Below are 15323 nucleotides of genomic sequence, written 5' to 3' on the forward strand. Positions count from 1 at the left end.
GTGCCTTTCGATCGGTGACGCGTCCGTGCCGCATCCGTTCCGGGTCCCGAGGCCGGGGTTCGTCCCCCCACCTCTACCAACCCGGAGGACGCCGCCAAGCGCCGTGCGCCTGCTTTGTTGCGCGATCGGGAAGCGGCCGCGCGGGCAGTGACACGACCGTGACACCTTCGCGTCAACCTCGCAGGTGATCACGTACGTCCCTGTGGGTAGAGCCCCCCGAAAGCAAAACGATCAGGAGTGGGACGCACATGGGCATCATCAGCTGGATCATCCTCGGCCTCCTGGCAGGAGCGGTCGCGAAGATCCTCCTCCCGGGCCGTGACCCGGGCGGCCTCGTCGGCACGACCCTCATCGGCATCGTCGGTGCCTTCCTCGGCGGCTGGATCTCGTCCCGCTTCCTGGATCACCCGATCTCGAAGGACTTCTACGACCTGCCCACGTGGATCTCGGCGGTCGGCGGCTCGCTCGTCCTGCTCATCGGCTACCGGCTGATCTTCGGCAACTCGCGGGACTGAACCGGCGGCCGGAAGCGGCGGCCGGTACGGGTGAGGGGCGGCGCGCACACGGGGCGCCGCCCCTCACCCGTACCACCCACGCCCTTCGCCTACCGGTAGTTGACGAACTGGAGCGCGAAGTCGAAGTCCTTGCCCTTCAGCAGCGCGATGACGGACTGGAGGTCGTCGCGGCTCTTCGACGAGACCCGCAGCTCATCGCCCTGGACCTGGGCCTTGACGCCCTTCGGGCCCTCGTCGCGGATGATCTTCGCGACCTTCTTGGCGTTGTCCTGCGAGATGCCCTCCTCGATGGAGGCGAACAGCTTGTACTCCTTGCCGGAGATCTGCGGCTCACCCGCGTCCAGCGCCTTGAGCGAGATGCCCCGCTTGACGAGCTTCGACTGGAAGACGTCCAGGATCGCCTTCACGCGCTCCTCGGAGTTCGCCTCCATGAGGATCTTCTCGCCCGACCACGCGATGGACGCACCCACGCCCTTGAAGTCGTAGCGCTGCGAGATCTCCTTGGCGGCCTGGTTGAGGGCGTTGTCGACCTCCTGCCGCTCGACCTTCGAGACGATGTCGAAACTGGAGTCGGCCATGTTCCTGTGGCTCCTTGGCTCGGATTGCTCGGATGACGGGCGGCGACCCCAGCGGGCCGCAGCCCCAAAGCCTAGCCACCCCACCCCGCGCGGGCCCCGGACAACCGGGTGGCGAAGCACCCCCCACCATCAGGTATTGTTTTCCCCGTTGGAAGGACACCCCCGGCCCCGCGCCGGAAGCCCGACCAGCGATCCCAGGCGGTGTGCCCGAGCGGCCAAAGGGAGCAGACTGTAAATCTGCCGGCTCAGCCTTCCCAGGTTCGAATCCTGGCGCCGCCACACGGGAACGAGGGGCCCGGTAATCAGCCGAAACGGCTGGTCACCGGGCCCCTCGTCGTTGTGCTGAGTGAAGGATCTTCGTGTGTGGCACCGGAGCGCTTGCGGTCCGGCACGGAGGCGGGACGAGAGGGCAAGACGTTCTCGGTCGGATGTGATGAGCATTCGTGGGGTCGAAGGCATGAGGAGCCGAGGCACCCTTCCGTCCTGGGACCGGCTCCGGTTCGCGGTCCGGCCTCGGCGGCCGGGTCCGGGTCCGGACCGGGGATGGTGACCACGGAAGTCGGGCGAGCATCGGGGAAACAGCCTCGCCGCCTCGGATGCCGGGGAGCTACCCTTCCGGGATGGATAGGGGGCGGGAGGGGTTGATGGTTTCAGAAGTTGTGGGAGCGTCGGCAGGAGAGCGAAGGGCACAGGACGTTGCGGCCGCGCGGGCGCTCTCGAAGACGGAGGGCGCGGAGATCGCGGAGGCTCTGGCGAAGGCCCGGCGGGCCGCGGCCGAGTACCTTGCGGTGCTGGAGCAGGCCGAGGCGTCACAGGTCGACCACGACTCCTGGTTGGAGTCGGCTGCGCAATTGGGGCGATGGTCCGCCGAGCTGAGGGAACACCTCGGCGAGGTGCGGAAGAGAACCGGCATCGGTTCTGGACGTGAAGCCATATTGCGTTATCTGCGTCGGCACGTGGGCGTGCCCGTTCCGGGCCATGCACTGGCCGGTGTCTCGGGGATCTCCGAGTGGGCGAGACGGGTGCGGGAACTTCGCGTCGAAGAAGGATGGCCCATCGAATCGGGTGTGGGCCGCCGTGACCTTCTGCACGACCACTACCGTCTCACCGCCGATGAGCCGGACCGCGACGGTGCGGCCGCTTGGCGAGTGGCGCAGGAGGCCCGAACGCTCAAGAGGAGCGACGGGAAGGGCGCCTCGGCGAGGGAAAAACTGCTCTTCTACCTGAAGGAGATCACGCCGCTTGTGGCGACCAAGGAACAGCTGGCCCACGTGGCGAACATCCAGGAGTGGCCGCGAAGGCTGCGAGAGTTGGAGGAAGAGGGGTGGCAGATCCACTCCAACGTGGACGACCCCTCGCTCGCCCCGGGGTCGTACCGTCTGCACACGCTGACCAAGCGACCGCCGCGAGTACGTGAAGCGATCAAGCTCCGCTACAGAATCCTCGACCGCGACGAACGGGTGTGCAGGGATTGCGGCAGCGGGCCCGCGCAGGGTGCGAAGCTCCAGATCCACCACATCCTGCCTGTCCACAAGGGGGGAAACAACGAGGAAAGCAACCTCGTGACCCTCTGCTCGCAGTGCCACGGCGGGAGGCACTCGCTGATGGCCGGTGCCGCGAAGGACGAACTTCTTCATCCGGAGTACGAGGCCGATCTGGCGCCAGAGTAGGGGCGAGGACGGTGCCCGCCGCCGCGCCGGAGCCGCAGGTAGTCTCGGGGAGCGGGCCGGTACTGGGCCGTGCATCAGCTTTTCGGCGACGTCAGTGGAGATCGTGTGCAACCAGTCAGGATCGTCGACTTGTTCGCCGGACCGGGTGGCCTCGACGTGGCGGCCGTGACGCTCGACGTTCCCGTGATCGGGATCGAATGGGACGTGGACGCCTGCGCGACCAGGCGCGCTGCGGGCCTTTCGACCCGCGAGGGGGATGTGCGCGACTTCGGACCGGGCGACTTCCCGGATGCCGACGTCCTGGCGGGCGGCCCACCGTGCCAGACGTTCACAGTCGCAGGCAGCGGGGCCGGCAGAGAGGCTCTCGACGACGTTCTGCGCTATGTGAAAAGGATGGTTGCGCGGGAGGACCGGAGGGCCGTCGCAGCCGATCTCAGGAAGCTGGACGACGAGCGTACCGGCCTTGTCCTGGAACCGTTGCGCTGGATTCTTGAGGCGATCGATCGCCGCGAGCAGCAGCCCTACGAGGCGATTGTGCTGGAGCAGGTCCCAGCCGTACTCCCTGTGTGGGAGGCATATGTCGAGGTGCTCCGCGAGGAGGGCTATTCCGCGGACTGCGGCATCATGCAGACGGAGGCGTACGGAGTTCCCCAGACCCGCCGGAGAGCCGTGCTCGTCGCCAGACGGGGCGAGTACGACATCGGACTGCCGTCCCCGACGCACCGGACCTATCGCAAAGGCGTGCCTCGCGACGCGGGGGAAAAGAACCTCCATCCGTGGCGGACCATGAGGGAAGTCCTCGGTCGGGAAACGCCGTTCGAGGTCATCTCGAACTACGGAACGGGCGGGGACCCGAAATTGCGAGGGCGGCGAACCTCCGGCCAGCCCTCGGCCACCGTTACGGGAAAGATCTTCCGTAACCGTGTCGTCTCCCCCGAGGGCGACGAATTGGCGCGATTCGACTACTCCGAGGCGGGTCGCCTCCAGACATTTCCCGGGAATTACCCGTGGTCGGGCCGCGACGTCGGGCAACAGATCGGCAATGCGGTGCCGCCGCGACTTGCTCTGTACATTCTCAAAGCGGCGTTCGGCTGGGGTCCTCCGACGCAGGATGAACTCGAACGCCTGGAATTGTGGAAGAGGCCGGACGCGGAGGCCGAAACAGCCCCCGCCGAGCAAAAGGCTGTCCTCGTCAGCAGTTGAAGAAAGTGAAGACAGAACCGGTCGAGAAGGATCGGAGTGTCTTCCGGGAAAGCAGGTGCCACGAACGCCGCCCCGGATCGATCAGTTGCCCGGGGTCGATCCGGGAGTGAGCGGTGTCGGGCGTCCCCACGGGGTTTCACTGTCGGTCCCGCCCCCCACACTGGTGCCCATGACTCAGCGCCGTTCCTGTCCCGAGTGCCGTCGTGAGATCGCTGTTGTTGCCGGGCGGGTGGCTCGGCATGACGCGCCGGGGACGCGGGCCGTCGGGGGGCTGGAGTCGTGCCGGGGGTCGCGGCGGTGGGTGGGGGGCGGGGGCGGGCAGGACGCGCTGGAGGGGTTCGCCGTACCGGAGTTCCCGGGGCAGATGACGTTGTGGTGAGGGGCGGTCAGGGGGTCTTGGCCAGGCGGACCGCCGTCTCGACCGGGGTCGGGCCCGTGATGAGTTCCAGGGTCAGGCCCGCGGAGGCCGGAGAGTGGGCCAGGGCGTGGAGGACCGCCGCCACGTCGTCGCGCGGGACCTCGCCGCGGCCCGTGCTCGTGGAGAGGGCGACCTCGCCCGTGCCGGGGGCGTCCGTGAGACGGCCCGGGCGCAGGATCGTCCAGTCCAGGCCCGTACGGGCGCGGATCGCGTCGTCGGCCGCGCCCTTCGCGCGCAGGTACACGTCGAAGACCTCGTCGCCCTCGTGCGCCGCGTCCGCGCCCATCGACGAGACCATCAGGAAGCGCCGCACGCCCGCGCGTTCGGCGGCGTCCGCGAGGAGCACCGCCCCGTCGCGGTCCATCGTGTCCTTGCGGTCCCGCCCGCTGTCGGGGCCCGCCCCGGCCGCGAACACCGCCACGTCCGCGCCCTCCAGCGCGTGCGCCACCTCGTCGACCGTCGCCGACTCCAGGTCGCACACCACCGCCTGGGCACCCGCGAGTTCCAGGTCGCCCGCCTGCTCCGGGTTCCGGATCAGGCCGACCGCCTCGTCACCGCGCCCGGCGAGCAGTCGCTCCAGCCGCAACGCGATCTGACCATGTCCACCTGCGATCACCATGCGCATGTGTCCGACGGTACGCCCGTACGGTGCCGGGCGCCGCTCGGAAGGGCCGGGGTGTCAGGGCGTACGCCGCGAGGTCCGGCTCTGGCGCGGCAGGTCGAGGCCCGCCGCGGAGTCGCAGTACTCCCGTACCGCGCTCGTACGCGCCACCACGCGCCCCCGGTGCACGACGAGTCGCCCGTACGCGAGCGAGAGCGCGCCCGCGAGCTGCTCGCCGCGCACGGCGAGCAGCTCCGCGGGAAAGCCCGCCTCGACCCGTACCTCGGGCAGCCCGAGCAGCGCCCGGGCCTTCGCCGACACCGCCGCGTACGCCTCGTCCGTGCGCAGCCCGTGCTGCGAGGCCAGGAGGTAGGCGGCCTCCAGGGGGTCGCCGCGGCCCACCGGGTTCGCCTGGTCGCGCAGCGCCCCGCTGCCCGCGGCCACCGCGACCCCGGCCGCGCGCAGGAGCCGTACGGGCGCACTCGTCGCCCCGCGCCGCTCGGTCCCGCGGCAGTCGCCCTGCGGCAGCGCGACGACCGCGATCCCGGCGGCGGCGAGCGAGTCGGCCGCGCGCCCGGCCACCATGTCCGGCAGCCGTGCGAGGCCCCCGCAGGGCCCGAGGGTCACGCCGGGGCGCAGCCCGCCCGCCATCGCGGCGAGCCGCGCGAGGCGCACGGGGTCCTCCGCCGCGGTGTGCAGGTCGACGGGGCAGCCGTGCTCGGCGGCGACGGCGAGCAGCGTCTCGGTGTAGCCCGTGGGATCGGGATCGAGGTCGGGGCAGCCGCCCACGACGGCCGCGCCCATCTTCACCGCGTCGCGCAGCTGCGCCCGTCCCTCGGCGCCCGCGATCCCCGTGAGCAGCCGGGGCACGGCGACGACGGACAGCTCGGCGAGGCCGTGCAGCGCGGTACGGGCCTGGAGTACCGCTTCGAGCGCGGTGAGGCCCTGCACGTCGCCGACCCTGACGTGGGCGCGCTGGGCCGTGGCGCCGTGGCCGAGCTGGAGGAGCGCCGCCTCGGTGGCGCGGGCGCGCACCGCGCCGGGGCTGTCGTCGGGCGGCCCCGCCACGAGCGCGGTGAGCGCCGAGTCCGCGTGCGCGTGCGGCTCGGCGGGGGCCGGGAGGAGGAGCCAGCCGCCGAGGTCGATGGTGTGCGTTCCGCCCGTGGTCAGGCTGCCGACGGTGCCCACGGCCTCGATACGGCCGCGGGCGAGGCGGACGTCCACGGTCCGCCCGTCGCTCAGCCGTGCACCGCTGAGCAGCAGGCCGGCGCCGGGGCCGCCGCTGCCGCCGGGGAGGCGAGAGGGGGGCGGGGGGCTGTCGGGCATCGTGCTCCCGTGGTCGGGTACTCGCTCCCGTGGGTCGGGTACTCGCGGAATGTGATCACCCCGTGATCACCCAGAGTGGGCACGAGCCTAGGGCTCCCTCCGCGCGGCGACGAGCAGGAGGGCAATAGTCGTACCGGCGAAATGTCCCCGGGCCGCGTACTCGCGCCGCCCCGGGCGCCCCGGGCGGTCGCGCAGGTCACAGGCGTACGAGGGGCGGTACGCGCGGTGGAGCGGCGCGGGCGCGCACCACCGCTCGCGGCCGCGACCGGCCGCGATAAGGATTTGGGCGAACAGCCCGCGAGCGTGTAATGTCTTCCTCGCTCGCCCCAATAGCTCAGTCGGCAGAGCGTCTCCATGGTAAGGAGAAGGTCAACGGTTCGATTCCGTTTTGGGGCTCTGGTGTGAAGAGATCCCCGTCCTTGTGGGACGGGGGCCGCACTCACACCGAGGCGGTGTAGCTCAGTCGGTAGAGCAAGCGGCTCATAATCGCTGTGTCACCGGTTCAAGTCCGGTCACCGCTACTGACAGTAGCCGATTGTGGGGTCGGTCCTTCGGTCGGCTACTCTTTCCTGCGTTAATCGTTTTCTATCCGTTCGTCAAGGAGCACTCACGTGGCTGCCACCGACGTCCGCCCGAAGATCACGCTGGCCTGCGTGGAGTGCAAGGAGCGGAACTACATCACCAAGAAGAACCGGCGTAATGACCCGGATCGTCTTGAACTCAAGAAGCACTGCCCGCGCTGCAACAAGCACACGGCGCACCGCGAGACCCGCTGACCTTCCGGTCACGGACCTTTCGCATCAGGCTCGTTCGCGAGGCCGCTCCCTTCGGGGAGCGGCCTTTCGGCGTTTCGGGGCGCCCGCGCCCTCGTGAGACGCTGGGGCGCCGCCGCGGTACGCCACGTACCGCCGCGTGCGCGCAGACCACACGTACAGCCGAGACCGGGAGGTGGGACGGCGCATGGCGCTCGACCAGTCCTTCGTGGGGCGGAGTTATCCGCCCGCCGATTCCTACGAGGTGGGACGGGAGAAGATCCGCGAGTTCGCGCGCGCGATCGGCGACGAGAACCCCGCGTACACCGACCCCGAGGCCGCCAGGAAGCTCGGGCACGAGGACGTGATCGCCCCGCCGACCTTCGTCTTCGCCGTCACCTACCGTGCCGCGGCGCAGGTCGTGCAGGACCCCGCGCTCGGGCTCGACTACAGCCGCGTCGTGCACGGTGACCAGAAGTTCACCTACGTGCGACCCGTTCGGGCCGGGGACGTGCTGCGTGTCACGTCCACGATCGACACCATCAAGTCGCTCGCGGGCAACGACGTCATCGACATCCGCGGCGAGGTCCACGACGCCGGGGGCGCGCTCGTCGTGACCGCGGTCACCAAGCTCGTGGCCCGCGCGGCCGAGGAAGGGGAGAAGTGATGAGTGCCACGGTCGCTTACGCGGACGTCGAGGTGGGCACCGAACTCCCGGCGGCCTCCTTCCCCGTGACCCGCGCCACGCTCGTCGCGTACGCCGGAGCCTCCGGGGACTTCAACCCCATCCACTGGAACGAGCGCTTCGCGAAGTCCGTGGGCCTTCCGGACGTCATCGCGCACGGCATGTTCACGATGGCCGAGGCCGTACGGGTCGTGACGGACTGGGTGGGCGACCCGGGGGCCGTCGTCGAGTACGGGGTGCGGTTCACGAAGCCGGTCGTCGTGCCCGACGACGACGAGGGGGCCGTCATCGAGGTGAGCGGCAAGGTCGCGGCGAAGCTCGACGACGGGCTGGTGCGGGTCGATCTGCTGGCGAGGAGCGCGGGACAGAAGGTGCTCGGGATGAGCAGAGCGGTCGTCCGGCTGGCGTGAGGCCGGCCGGCGTGCGGCCGGGTGGGGTGGGGTGGAGGACGGGGCGGTGCCCGGTGGGTCCCGCTCCGGTGGGCGGTGAGTTCCCCCGGTGGGGAGCGGGTGAGCCCGGCCCTGGCCTCCGCCGCGGCCCTGGCCTCCGCCGCGGCCCTGGCCTCCGCCGCGGCCCTGGCCTCCGCCGCGGCCCTGGCCTCCGCCGCGGCCCCGGCCTCCGCCCCGGCCCCGGCCTCCGCCCCGGCCCCGGCCTCCGCCCCGGCCCCGGCCTCCGTCCGGCCTCCGCCCCGGCCCCGGCCTCCGCCCCGGCCCCGGCCTCCGCCCGGCCTCCGCCCCGGCCTCGCCCGTCTCCTCCTCGCCCCCACCCCGGCCCCGCGCTTGCGAAGTTAGTGATTGGGTACTAACTTACTTCCCGTGGTCAGAATGAGTGCTGAGGAGCGGCGCGTGAGCGCCGTCCGTGCCGCTGTCGTCGAGTTCGCCGAGCGGGGGTACGAGGGGACGTCGACCGAGTCGATCGCTCAGCGGGTCGGGGTCTCGCAGCCGTATCTCTTCCGGTTGTTCAAGAACAAGCGGGAGCTGTTCCTCGCCGCCGTCGCGCATTCCGTGCGCGAGACGGTGCGGGTGCTCGAAGAGGCCGCGGACGACCGCGGTGAGGTCGACGTGCGGCAGGCGATGGGGGAGGCGTACAAGCGCCTCATCGAGGAGCGGCCCGAGTTCCCGCTCATGTTCCTGCGGGTCTACGGAGAGGCCGCGGCCGCCCGGGGCGCGGGGGACAGCGCCTTCGCCGAGCAGCTGCGGAGGTACTGGATCGAGCTGTGGGACCAGTTGCTCCCGCGGGTGGGCGGGGATGCCGAGGCGGCGGCCGACTTCCTCGCGCTCGGCATGCTCATCAACAACCTGGTCGCGCTCGGCTTTCCGCCCGGGCACCGGGTCTGGGCGGGGATCGGGCAGAAGGACACGCCCGTGCCGAAGGAGTTCCGGGGATGCGGGGGGTGAGGGCGCGGGGGAGCGGTGCCCTCGTCCTCGTACGCGGCGCATGCGGTTCCGTGTGCCCGCGAAAGTTAGTGATCAATAACTAAAGTCGAAGTGTCTGGGGGACACAGGACATGACACGCACACCGAGCAAGCGGCCCGTCTTCTGGGTGCTGCTCATCACCGGGATCGCGGGCTTCATGGCCGCGCTCGACAACCTCGTCGTCACCAACGCACTGCCCTCGATCCGCGCCGACCTCGGCGGCGGCGCCGGGGACCTGGAGTGGACGGTGAGCGCGTACACGCTGACCTTCGCCGTGCTCATGCTCTTCGGGGCCGCGCTCGGGGACCGCTTCGGGCGGCGGCGGATGTTCATGGCGGGCGTCGCCGTGTTCACGCTCGCCTCCGGGCTCGCCGGCTTCTCGCAGTCCATAGGCCAGCTCATCGCCGCGCGCGCCGTGCAGGGCGTCGGCGCCGCCGTCATGATGCCGCTCATCCTCACGCTCATCGCCGCGGCCGTGCCCGCCGGGCGGCGCGGGATGGCCTACGGCATCACCGGGGCGGTCAACGGACTCGCCGTCGCGACCGGGCCGCTCATCGGAGGCACCCTCACCGAGCACATCTCGTGGCACTGGATCTTCTGGCTCAACGTGCCGCTCGGCGCGCTGCTCCTGGTCCTCGCCCCGCTGCGGCTCGGCGAGTCGACCGCGCCGGGGGCACGCCTGGACCTGCCGGGCACGCTCCTGGTCAGCGGCGGGCTCTTCGGGATCGTGTACGCGCTCATCAACGGCAACGGGGACGGCTGGGCCAGCGCGCCCGTGCTCGGCGGGCTCCTCGCGGGGACCGCGCTGCTCGCCGGGTTCGTCGTCTGGGAACTGCGCTCGCGGCGGCCGATGGTGCCGATGCGGCTCTTCCGCGGCCGGGCCTTCAGCGCCATCAACGGCGTCAGCCTGCTGATGTTCCTCGGCATGTTCGGCTCGATCTTCCTGCTCAGCCAGGCACTCCAGCTGGTACGGGGCTGGTCGCCGACCGAGGCGGGACTGCGGATGCTGCCGTGGACCGGGATGCCGATGCTCGTCGCCCCGGTCGCCGGCCTGCTCAGCGACCGCTTCGGCGGGCGGCGCGTGGTCGCGGCGGGGCTGTTCCTCCAGGGGATCGCGCTCGGCTGGTTCGCGTACCTCTTCGACGCCGGGGTCTCGTACGCGGACCTGCTGCCGGGGATGATCCTCGGCGGGATCGGGATGGCGCTCTACTTCGCGCCCGCCGCCGCCCTCGTCATGGACAGCGTGCGCCCGGCGGAGGCCGGGATCGCCTCCGGCGTCAACAACGCTGTCCGCGAGATCGGCGGAGCGCTCGGCATCGCCGTCCTGAGCGCCGTGTTCACCGCGCGGGGCGGGTACGGGAGCGTCGGGGACTTCGTGGACGGGCTCACCCCCGCCCTGTGGGCGGGGACGGGCGGGGTGCTGCTCGGGGCGGTGATCGCGCTGCTCATTCCGCGCGGGGGCGGGGCGAAGACGGGGGTGGGGGAGACGGCGAGCGTGGAGAGCGCCGAGCGCGTCGCGGTTTGAGGCGAGTGTGTGCCGGCTTTCTGCCACGGGTGGAAGCTTTCAGCCGTGGCAGAAAGCTTCCACGTACGCTGAAGCCGTGCAGGAACTCCACGACGCTCCCCTCGCCCCCCTCACCACGCTCCGCCTCGGCGGTCCCGCGCGCCGGCTCGTCACGGCGCACACCGATGCCGAGCTGGTCGAGACCGTCCGCGCCGCCGACATGGCCGGTGAACCGCTGCTCGTGATCGGCGGCGGCAGCAATCTCGTCATCGGTGACAAGGGCTTCGACGGTACGGCGCTGCGCGTCGCGACGAGCGGCCGCACCCTGGACGGCACCCGGCTCGAAGTCGCCGCCGGGGAGACCTGGAGCGAGACCGTCGCCGCCTCGGTCGCCGCCGGGCTCGCCGGGATCGAGTGCCTCGCGGGCATCCCCGGCTCGGCCGGGGCCACACCGATCCAGAACGTCGGCGCGTACGGCCAGGAGGTCGCGCAGACCGTCACCGAAGTCCTCGCCTACGACCGCGCGAGCGGCGAGACGGTCACCGTTCCCGCCGCCGAGTGCGGGTTCGCGTACCGCTGGAGCCGCTTCAAGGCGGAGCCGGAGCGGTGGATCGTGCTGCGGGTGCGGTTCGCGCTGGAGGACGCCGGGGGGCTCTCGGCGCCCGTACGGTACGCGGAGACGGCGCGGGCGCTCGGCGTCGAGGTCGGCGACCGCGTGCCGCTCGCGACCGCGCGCGACACCGTGCTGAAGCTGCGTGCGGGCAAGGGCATGGTGCTCGACCCGGAGGACCACGACACGTGGTCGGCGGGCTCCTTCTTCACCAACCCCCTGCTCACCGAGGCCGAGTTCGCCGCCTTCCTCGCCAAGGCCCACGCCCGCCTCGGCGAGGACGTCACGCCCCCCGCCTTCCCGGCGGGCGAAGGGCTCACGAAGACGTCGGCGGCCTGGCTCATCGACAAGGCCGGCTTCACGAAGGGCTACGGGAGCGGCGCTGCCCGTATCTCGACGAAGCACACGCTCGCCCTCACCAACCGGGGCGCGGCGAGCACGGAGGACCTCCTCGCGCTCGCCCGCGAGGTCGTCGCGGGCGTACGGGAGGCCTTCGGCGTCGAGCTGGTCAACGAGCCGGTCATGGTGGGCGTGGGGCTGTAAGCCGCTGGACGACAGGCGCGCCACGCTTCGGCGAGGAACTGCTCGCCGAACTCGGCCGCACGGAGCGGGCCGCGCCCCTCCGCGCCCCCAGCGCCCGCCTCGCGCTCCTGCTCGCCCCCGCCGTCTGGTGCTTCACGGCCGGATGGCCGAGCGCGCTGCCCGTGGTCGGCGTGCTGCTCCTCGCGCTCGCGTGGGGGCGGCGGTCCCGGTTCGCGCGGGTGCCGAAGGACGCGGTGGTGCTGCGGCGCGCCGAGGCGCCCGCGCTGTACGGGCTCGTCGACGAGGTCGCGGCGGTGGTCGGCGTGCGCGGTGTCGACCTCATCGCGATCGACGGCGAGGCGAACGCGTGCACGATGCGGTAGGGCGTACGCGGCCGGATGCTGCTCACCCCCGGGCTCCCGCTCTGGGAAACCCTCGAACCGGCCCAGCGGCTCGCCCTCCCCGGCCACGAACTCGCGCACCACGCGCACGGCGACACGCGGCACGGGACGGCCGCCGGGACCGCCACGCGTTCCCTCACGACCTGGGAGTACTACCTCGCCCCCGCCGCGCACCACTCGGTGCGCGCGTGGTTCCTCGCCCTCGCCCTGCACCCGCCGTGGTGGCTCGTCCGCGCGCTGCGCTCGGGGCTCACGCGCCTGTCCCTGCGCTCGTCGTTGCGCGCCGAGTACCTCGCCGACCGCTCGGCCGCGCGCGTCGCGTCCGCGCGGGCCGCGACGGAGCTGCTCGACCGGTTCCTCCTCGCGGAGGCGGGGCTCGCGGCGGTCCGCCTGGAGAGCGCCGAGGCGGAGCGCGTCGTCATCGGTTCGCGGGCCGGGCGCGGGCAGCGGGCCGGGGAGGTTGCCGAGCGGTCCGTGCGGGAGCGCCTGGCGCAGTACGCGGCGTCGGTGCCGGAGACGGAGTACGCGCGGCAGCGGCGCCTCGCCGTGCGCCACGGGCACCGCGTCGACAGCGCCCACCCCCCGACCCACCTGCGCCGCGAGGCGCTGTTCGCGGGGCCCGCGCAGCCGGGGCTCGTACGGGCAGGCGCGGAGCGCGAGCAGCGCGTGGCGGCCGAACTGGCGCGGGCGCGGGACGTGGCGGGGCGGGATCTCGGCGGGCGGGGGTGACCGGCGGGCGGTCCGCTCAGCGGCGTAGCACCATCACAAGGAGCACGATCAGCGCGATCAGCAGCGCGCCGCCCACCGAGGCCAGCGTGATCTTCAGCGCGCTCCACGGCCGCTTGCCGATGACCTCGCCGGTACGGGCGTTGACCATGACCGGCCACGCCTTGCCCGCGTGGATGTAGGTGAGGAACCAGACCGGCAGCAGCACGAGCTTGTACGTGAGGCCCTGGTAACTCGTCGACAGGGAGTGCACGCGCTGCACGTCCCCGCCGATGTCCCGGCGGCAGTCGGCCTTGATGACCGACGCCATCCGCTCCTTCGCCGTCTCCAGGCCCGCTTCCGGCTCGATGTCGTAGCGGACCGTGCGGAAGCCCGCGAGGTACTCCTCCTGGTACGGGACCGTCTCCTCCAGCGGCCACGGCGTCAGCTTGTCCAGCTGCTTCACCGGCACCTGCCCCGTGCCGGGCACGAGCACGTCGTCGAAGAACCGGCCGACGGTCCCGGCCGCGGGGTACCAGTTCGTGCGCTGCACGCGCCGGGTGTTGCCCTCGGAGTCCTCCTCCTCTTCCCAGTAGTGCTCGCCGCGCTGACCCGTGTACGAGGTGTGGGTGTCCGCGTCGTACGTCCAGTGGGGCAGGTAGCTGCCGCGGAACGACTCCGCCTCCGTGACCTTCTTCAGCTCGCCCGGCGCGAACCAGCGCGAGGAGGCCCACTCGGCGAGCGCGTCCCTGGCCCGCGCGCGGTCGATCCCGAAGGGCAGGACCGCCTCGGGCACCACCCGCTCGCTGCCCGAGACGTCCGCGACGAGCGGCGTCGCGCAGAACGGGCACGTGTCGCTGAGCGTGTCGCTCTCGGTCACCGCGTGGCAGCCCGGGCACGTGTACACCCGGACCCGGTCGGGCACGGCCTCGCGGCGGGGGAGCGAGGCCAGCTCATCGAAGGGGTGCTCGGTCACCTGCCGCGGCACCGGCACGATGCCCTGCTCGTGCGTGCAGTACGAGCACCGCAGCGCGTACGTGCCGGGCGCGTACTCGCTGACCCCGCCGCACGCCTCGCACTGGAACGCCCGGTCGGGCGCGAGGTCCTGTTCCGTCAACTCGACTCTCCTCGGGGACTGTTCGACGGACGGTCGGGTGGGCTCAGCCCTGCGGCGGCAGCGGCGGGGGCACGTCGGCGAAGAGCGGCGCCAGCTCCGCGACCTGCTCGGCCGGCTGCCAGGCCGCCTGCCCGCTGCGCCAGACCAGCGTGGTGCGGCCCAGGTGCCCGGCGGCGACCTGGGCGGGGAGCGCGCTCTCCTCGTACGGGCCCTGCTGCTGCCCGCCGACCGCGAGGAACCAGCGGGGCGCGGTGGGCAGCGGCGGGGGGACGTCGGCGGGGGCGGGCTGCGCGGGGGCCTGCGGCGCGGGGGCCGAGGGTGCTCCCGTACCGGAGGTGCTCTGCACGATCCGCCGGCCGAGCGCCATGCCCACGCCGAGGCCGAGGGCCTCGCCGCCCGTGCCGGGGTTGGCGGCGGCGAGCGGGATCGCGTCGGCGGACTGGAGCTTGGCGTAGTCGTCGAGGTTCCCGGTGATCGACATCCGCGAGCGCGTGTCGATCGCCCGCTCGACCTCCGGCGGGACGCTCAGGTTCTCGATGGAGAAGCGGGGGATCGCGATGCCGGTCGGGGCCAGCTCCCGGGTCAGCGCCTTCGCGAGCTGCTGCCCGATGCCGTCCTGCCGCGAGGCCAGGTCGAGGAGCGGCACCCCGGCCTGGCCGAGCGCGGAGCCGAGCTTCGAGACGATGAGCTGCCGCAGGTGCTCGCCGACCTCCTCGGTGCGGAACCGCGGGTCGGTGCCCGCGAGTTCGCGCAGGAGCGCGGCGGCGTCCACGACCTTCGCCGCGAAGGTCCCGAAAGCGCGGACCCGGACCATGCCGAACTCGGCGTCCCGCAGGATCACCGGGTTCTGGGTGCCCCACTTGAAGTCGGTGAACTGCCGGGTCGTGACGAAGTAGACCTCGGCCTTGAACGGCGATTCGAAGCCGTACTTCCAGCCCTTGAGCGTCGACAGCACCGGCATGTTCTGCGTCGTGAGGGTGTACGTCCCCGGCTCGTAGACGTCCGCGAGCCGCCCCTCGTTGACGAAGACGGCGACCTGCGACTCGCGTACGACGAGCTTCGCGCCCATCTTGATCTCGTTGCCGTGGCGCGGGAAACGCCACACGAGGGTGTCCCGGCTGTCGTCGGTCCACTCGATGACGTCGATGAACTCACCGCGGATACGGTCCATCAGCCCCACAACGATTCCCCCACTCCTGTGCGCGGCGGTCAAGCCGATCAGCGGACAGTATGCCCAATACACTCGTCCCGGCCGGGGCTCGGCCCGGCCCGGCACCGCGCACGGGGTCCGGCCCGGCAC

Annotated in this window: 17 protein-coding genes and 3 tRNA genes; 15 read left to right on the top strand and 5 right to left on the bottom strand. The window is 71.9% G+C overall.

Annotation, left to right across the window (positions count from 1 at the left end; all coding sequences use genetic code 11):
• Positions 1-248 precede the first annotated feature (248 nt).
• Positions 249-515, top strand: coding sequence for a GlsB/YeaQ/YmgE family stress response membrane protein (locus ACQYWQ_RS18625; RefSeq protein WP_007823195.1), 267 nt, complete (start codon positions 249-251; stop codon positions 513-515).
• Positions 516-604: 89 nt separating this feature from the next.
• Here ACQYWQ_RS18625 and ACQYWQ_RS18630 read toward each other — a convergent pair whose 3' ends face one another.
• The gene (locus ACQYWQ_RS18630) at positions 605-1093 is read right to left on the bottom strand and encodes a YajQ family cyclic di-GMP-binding protein (RefSeq protein WP_431035993.1); all 489 of its coding nucleotides are present in this window, start codon (positions 1091-1093) and stop codon (positions 605-607) included.
• Positions 1094-1290: 197 nt separating this feature from the next.
• On the opposite strand from ACQYWQ_RS18630, the gene ACQYWQ_RS18635 reads away from it, so the two are divergent.
• The 4 genes from ACQYWQ_RS18635 (at position 1291) to ACQYWQ_RS18650 (ending at position 4345) form a co-directional block, all read left to right on the top strand.
• Positions 1291-1372, top strand: a tRNA-Tyr gene (locus tag ACQYWQ_RS18635).
• Positions 1373-1737: 365 nt separating this feature from the next.
• Positions 1738-2763 carry an HNH endonuclease gene (locus ACQYWQ_RS18640; RefSeq protein WP_431035995.1) on the top strand — a complete coding sequence of 342 codons (1026 nt, stop codon included), beginning with the start codon at positions 1738-1740 and terminating at the stop codon, positions 2761-2763.
• A gap of 105 nt (positions 2764-2868) precedes the next feature.
• The gene (locus ACQYWQ_RS18645; RefSeq protein WP_431035997.1) at positions 2869-3966 is read left to right on the top strand and encodes a DNA cytosine methyltransferase; all 1098 of its coding nucleotides are present in this window, start codon (positions 2869-2871) and stop codon (positions 3964-3966) included.
• Between the two features lie 169 nt (positions 3967-4135).
• Complete coding sequence (locus ACQYWQ_RS18650; RefSeq protein WP_431035999.1) at positions 4136-4345, top strand: hypothetical protein; 210 nt, start codon at positions 4136-4138, stop codon at positions 4343-4345.
• A gap of 7 nt (positions 4346-4352) precedes the next feature.
• Here ACQYWQ_RS18650 and ACQYWQ_RS18655 read toward each other — a convergent pair whose 3' ends face one another.
• Together ACQYWQ_RS18655 and ACQYWQ_RS18660 are read right to left on the bottom strand one after the other, a co-directional pair.
• Positions 4353-5009, bottom strand: coding sequence for an SDR family oxidoreductase (locus ACQYWQ_RS18655; RefSeq protein WP_431036000.1), 657 nt, complete (start codon positions 5007-5009; stop codon positions 4353-4355).
• A gap of 54 nt (positions 5010-5063) precedes the next feature.
• Positions 5064-6311, bottom strand: a complete 1248-nt coding sequence (locus ACQYWQ_RS18660; RefSeq protein ID WP_431036001.1) for an amidohydrolase family protein — start codon at positions 6309-6311, stop codon at positions 5064-5066.
• 323 nt (positions 6312-6634) lie between these two features.
• Here ACQYWQ_RS18660 and ACQYWQ_RS18665 point away from each other — a divergent pair.
• The 10 genes from ACQYWQ_RS18665 (at position 6635) to ACQYWQ_RS18710 (ending at position 12930) form a co-directional block, all read left to right on the top strand.
• A tRNA-Thr gene (locus ACQYWQ_RS18665) sits at positions 6635-6707 on the top strand.
• A 52-nt stretch (positions 6708-6759) separates the two neighbouring features.
• Positions 6760-6832, top strand: a tRNA-Met gene (locus ACQYWQ_RS18670).
• Positions 6833-6922: 90 nt separating this feature from the next.
• Complete coding sequence (gene rpmG, locus ACQYWQ_RS18675) at positions 6923-7087, top strand: 50S ribosomal protein L33 (RefSeq protein WP_007823188.1); 165 nt, start codon at positions 6923-6925, stop codon at positions 7085-7087.
• A 184-nt stretch (positions 7088-7271) separates the two neighbouring features.
• Entirely contained in the window at positions 7272-7730 is a 459-nt protein-coding gene (locus ACQYWQ_RS18680; protein ID WP_431036003.1) for an FAS1-like dehydratase domain-containing protein, read from the top strand.
• On the top strand, positions 7730-8158 hold the full coding sequence (locus tag ACQYWQ_RS18685) for a MaoC family dehydratase (protein ID WP_431036004.1): 429 nt from the start codon (positions 7730-7732) through the stop codon (positions 8156-8158). Before ACQYWQ_RS18680 ends, ACQYWQ_RS18685 begins: the two co-directional genes overlap by 1 nt.
• A 435-nt stretch (positions 8159-8593) precedes the next feature.
• On the top strand, positions 8594-9145 hold the full coding sequence (locus ACQYWQ_RS18690; protein WP_431036006.1) for a TetR/AcrR family transcriptional regulator: 552 nt from the start codon (positions 8594-8596) through the stop codon (positions 9143-9145).
• Positions 9146-9255: 110 nt separating this feature from the next.
• The gene (locus tag ACQYWQ_RS18695) at positions 9256-10689 is read left to right on the top strand and encodes an MFS transporter (RefSeq protein WP_431036007.1); all 1434 of its coding nucleotides are present in this window, start codon (positions 9256-9258) and stop codon (positions 10687-10689) included.
• Positions 10690-10696: 7 nt separating this feature from the next.
• Entirely contained in the window at positions 10697-11821 is a 1125-nt protein-coding gene (locus ACQYWQ_RS18700) for a UDP-N-acetylmuramate dehydrogenase (protein ID WP_431036009.1), read from the top strand.
• A gap of 161 nt (positions 11822-11982) precedes the next feature.
• A complete protein-coding gene (locus ACQYWQ_RS18705) occupies positions 11983-12183 on the top strand; it encodes a hypothetical protein (protein WP_431036010.1) in 201 nt (66 codons plus the stop codon).
• Between the two features lie 15 nt (positions 12184-12198).
• A complete protein-coding gene (locus ACQYWQ_RS18710; RefSeq protein ID WP_431036012.1) occupies positions 12199-12930 on the top strand; it encodes a M48 family metalloprotease in 732 nt (243 codons plus the stop codon).
• A 16-nt stretch (positions 12931-12946) separates the two neighbouring features.
• On the opposite strand, the gene ACQYWQ_RS18715 is transcribed toward ACQYWQ_RS18710, so the two are convergent.
• Positions 12947-14023 carry a hypothetical protein gene (locus ACQYWQ_RS18715; RefSeq protein WP_431036013.1) on the bottom strand — a complete coding sequence of 359 codons (1077 nt, stop codon included), beginning with the start codon at positions 14021-14023 and terminating at the stop codon, positions 12947-12949.
• Between the two features lie 43 nt (positions 14024-14066).
• Positions 14067-15194 carry an SPFH domain-containing protein gene (locus tag ACQYWQ_RS18720; protein ID WP_431036015.1) on the bottom strand — a complete coding sequence of 376 codons (1128 nt, stop codon included), beginning with the start codon at positions 15192-15194 and terminating at the stop codon, positions 14067-14069.
• Positions 15195-15323 lie beyond the last annotated feature (129 nt).

The organism is Streptomyces sp. P6-2-1 (assembly GCF_050613165.1).
GTDB lineage: Bacteria > Actinomycetota > Actinomycetes > Streptomycetales > Streptomycetaceae > Streptomyces.

What these genes read in the sequence shown, in the direction of transcription:
- ACQYWQ_RS18695 (WP_431036007.1), top strand. Translation starts at nt 9,256, where the DNA reads ATGACACGCACACCGAGCAAGCGGCCCGTCTTCTGGGTGCTGCTCATC.
- ACQYWQ_RS18680 (WP_431036003.1), top strand. Translation starts at nt 7,272, where the DNA reads ATGGCGCTCGACCAGTCCTTCGTGGGGCGGAGTTATCCGCCCGCCGAT.
- ACQYWQ_RS18640 (WP_431035995.1), top strand. Translation starts at nt 1,738, where the DNA reads ATGGTTTCAGAAGTTGTGGGAGCGTCGGCAGGAGAGCGAAGGGCACAG.
- ACQYWQ_RS18660 (WP_431036001.1), bottom strand. Translation starts at nt 6,311, where the DNA reads ATGCCCGACAGCCCCCCGCCCCCCTCTCGCCTCCCCGGCGGCAGCGGC.
- ACQYWQ_RS18650 (WP_431035999.1), top strand. Translation starts at nt 4,136, where the DNA reads ATGACTCAGCGCCGTTCCTGTCCCGAGTGCCGTCGTGAGATCGCTGTT.
- ACQYWQ_RS18655 (WP_431036000.1), bottom strand. Translation starts at nt 5,009, where the DNA reads ATGCGCATGGTGATCGCAGGTGGACATGGTCAGATCGCGTTGCGGCTG.
- ACQYWQ_RS18625 (WP_007823195.1), top strand. Translation starts at nt 249, where the DNA reads ATGGGCATCATCAGCTGGATCATCCTCGGCCTCCTGGCAGGAGCGGTC.
- ACQYWQ_RS18710 (WP_431036012.1), top strand. Translation starts at nt 12,199, where the DNA reads ATGCTGCTCACCCCCGGGCTCCCGCTCTGGGAAACCCTCGAACCGGCC.
- ACQYWQ_RS18720 (WP_431036015.1), bottom strand. Translation starts at nt 15,194, where the DNA reads ATGGACCGTATCCGCGGTGAGTTCATCGACGTCATCGAGTGGACCGAC.
- ACQYWQ_RS18630 (WP_431035993.1), bottom strand. Translation starts at nt 1,093, where the DNA reads ATGGCCGACTCCAGTTTCGACATCGTCTCGAAGGTCGAGCGGCAGGAG.
- ACQYWQ_RS18685 (WP_431036004.1), top strand. Translation starts at nt 7,730, where the DNA reads ATGAGTGCCACGGTCGCTTACGCGGACGTCGAGGTGGGCACCGAACTC.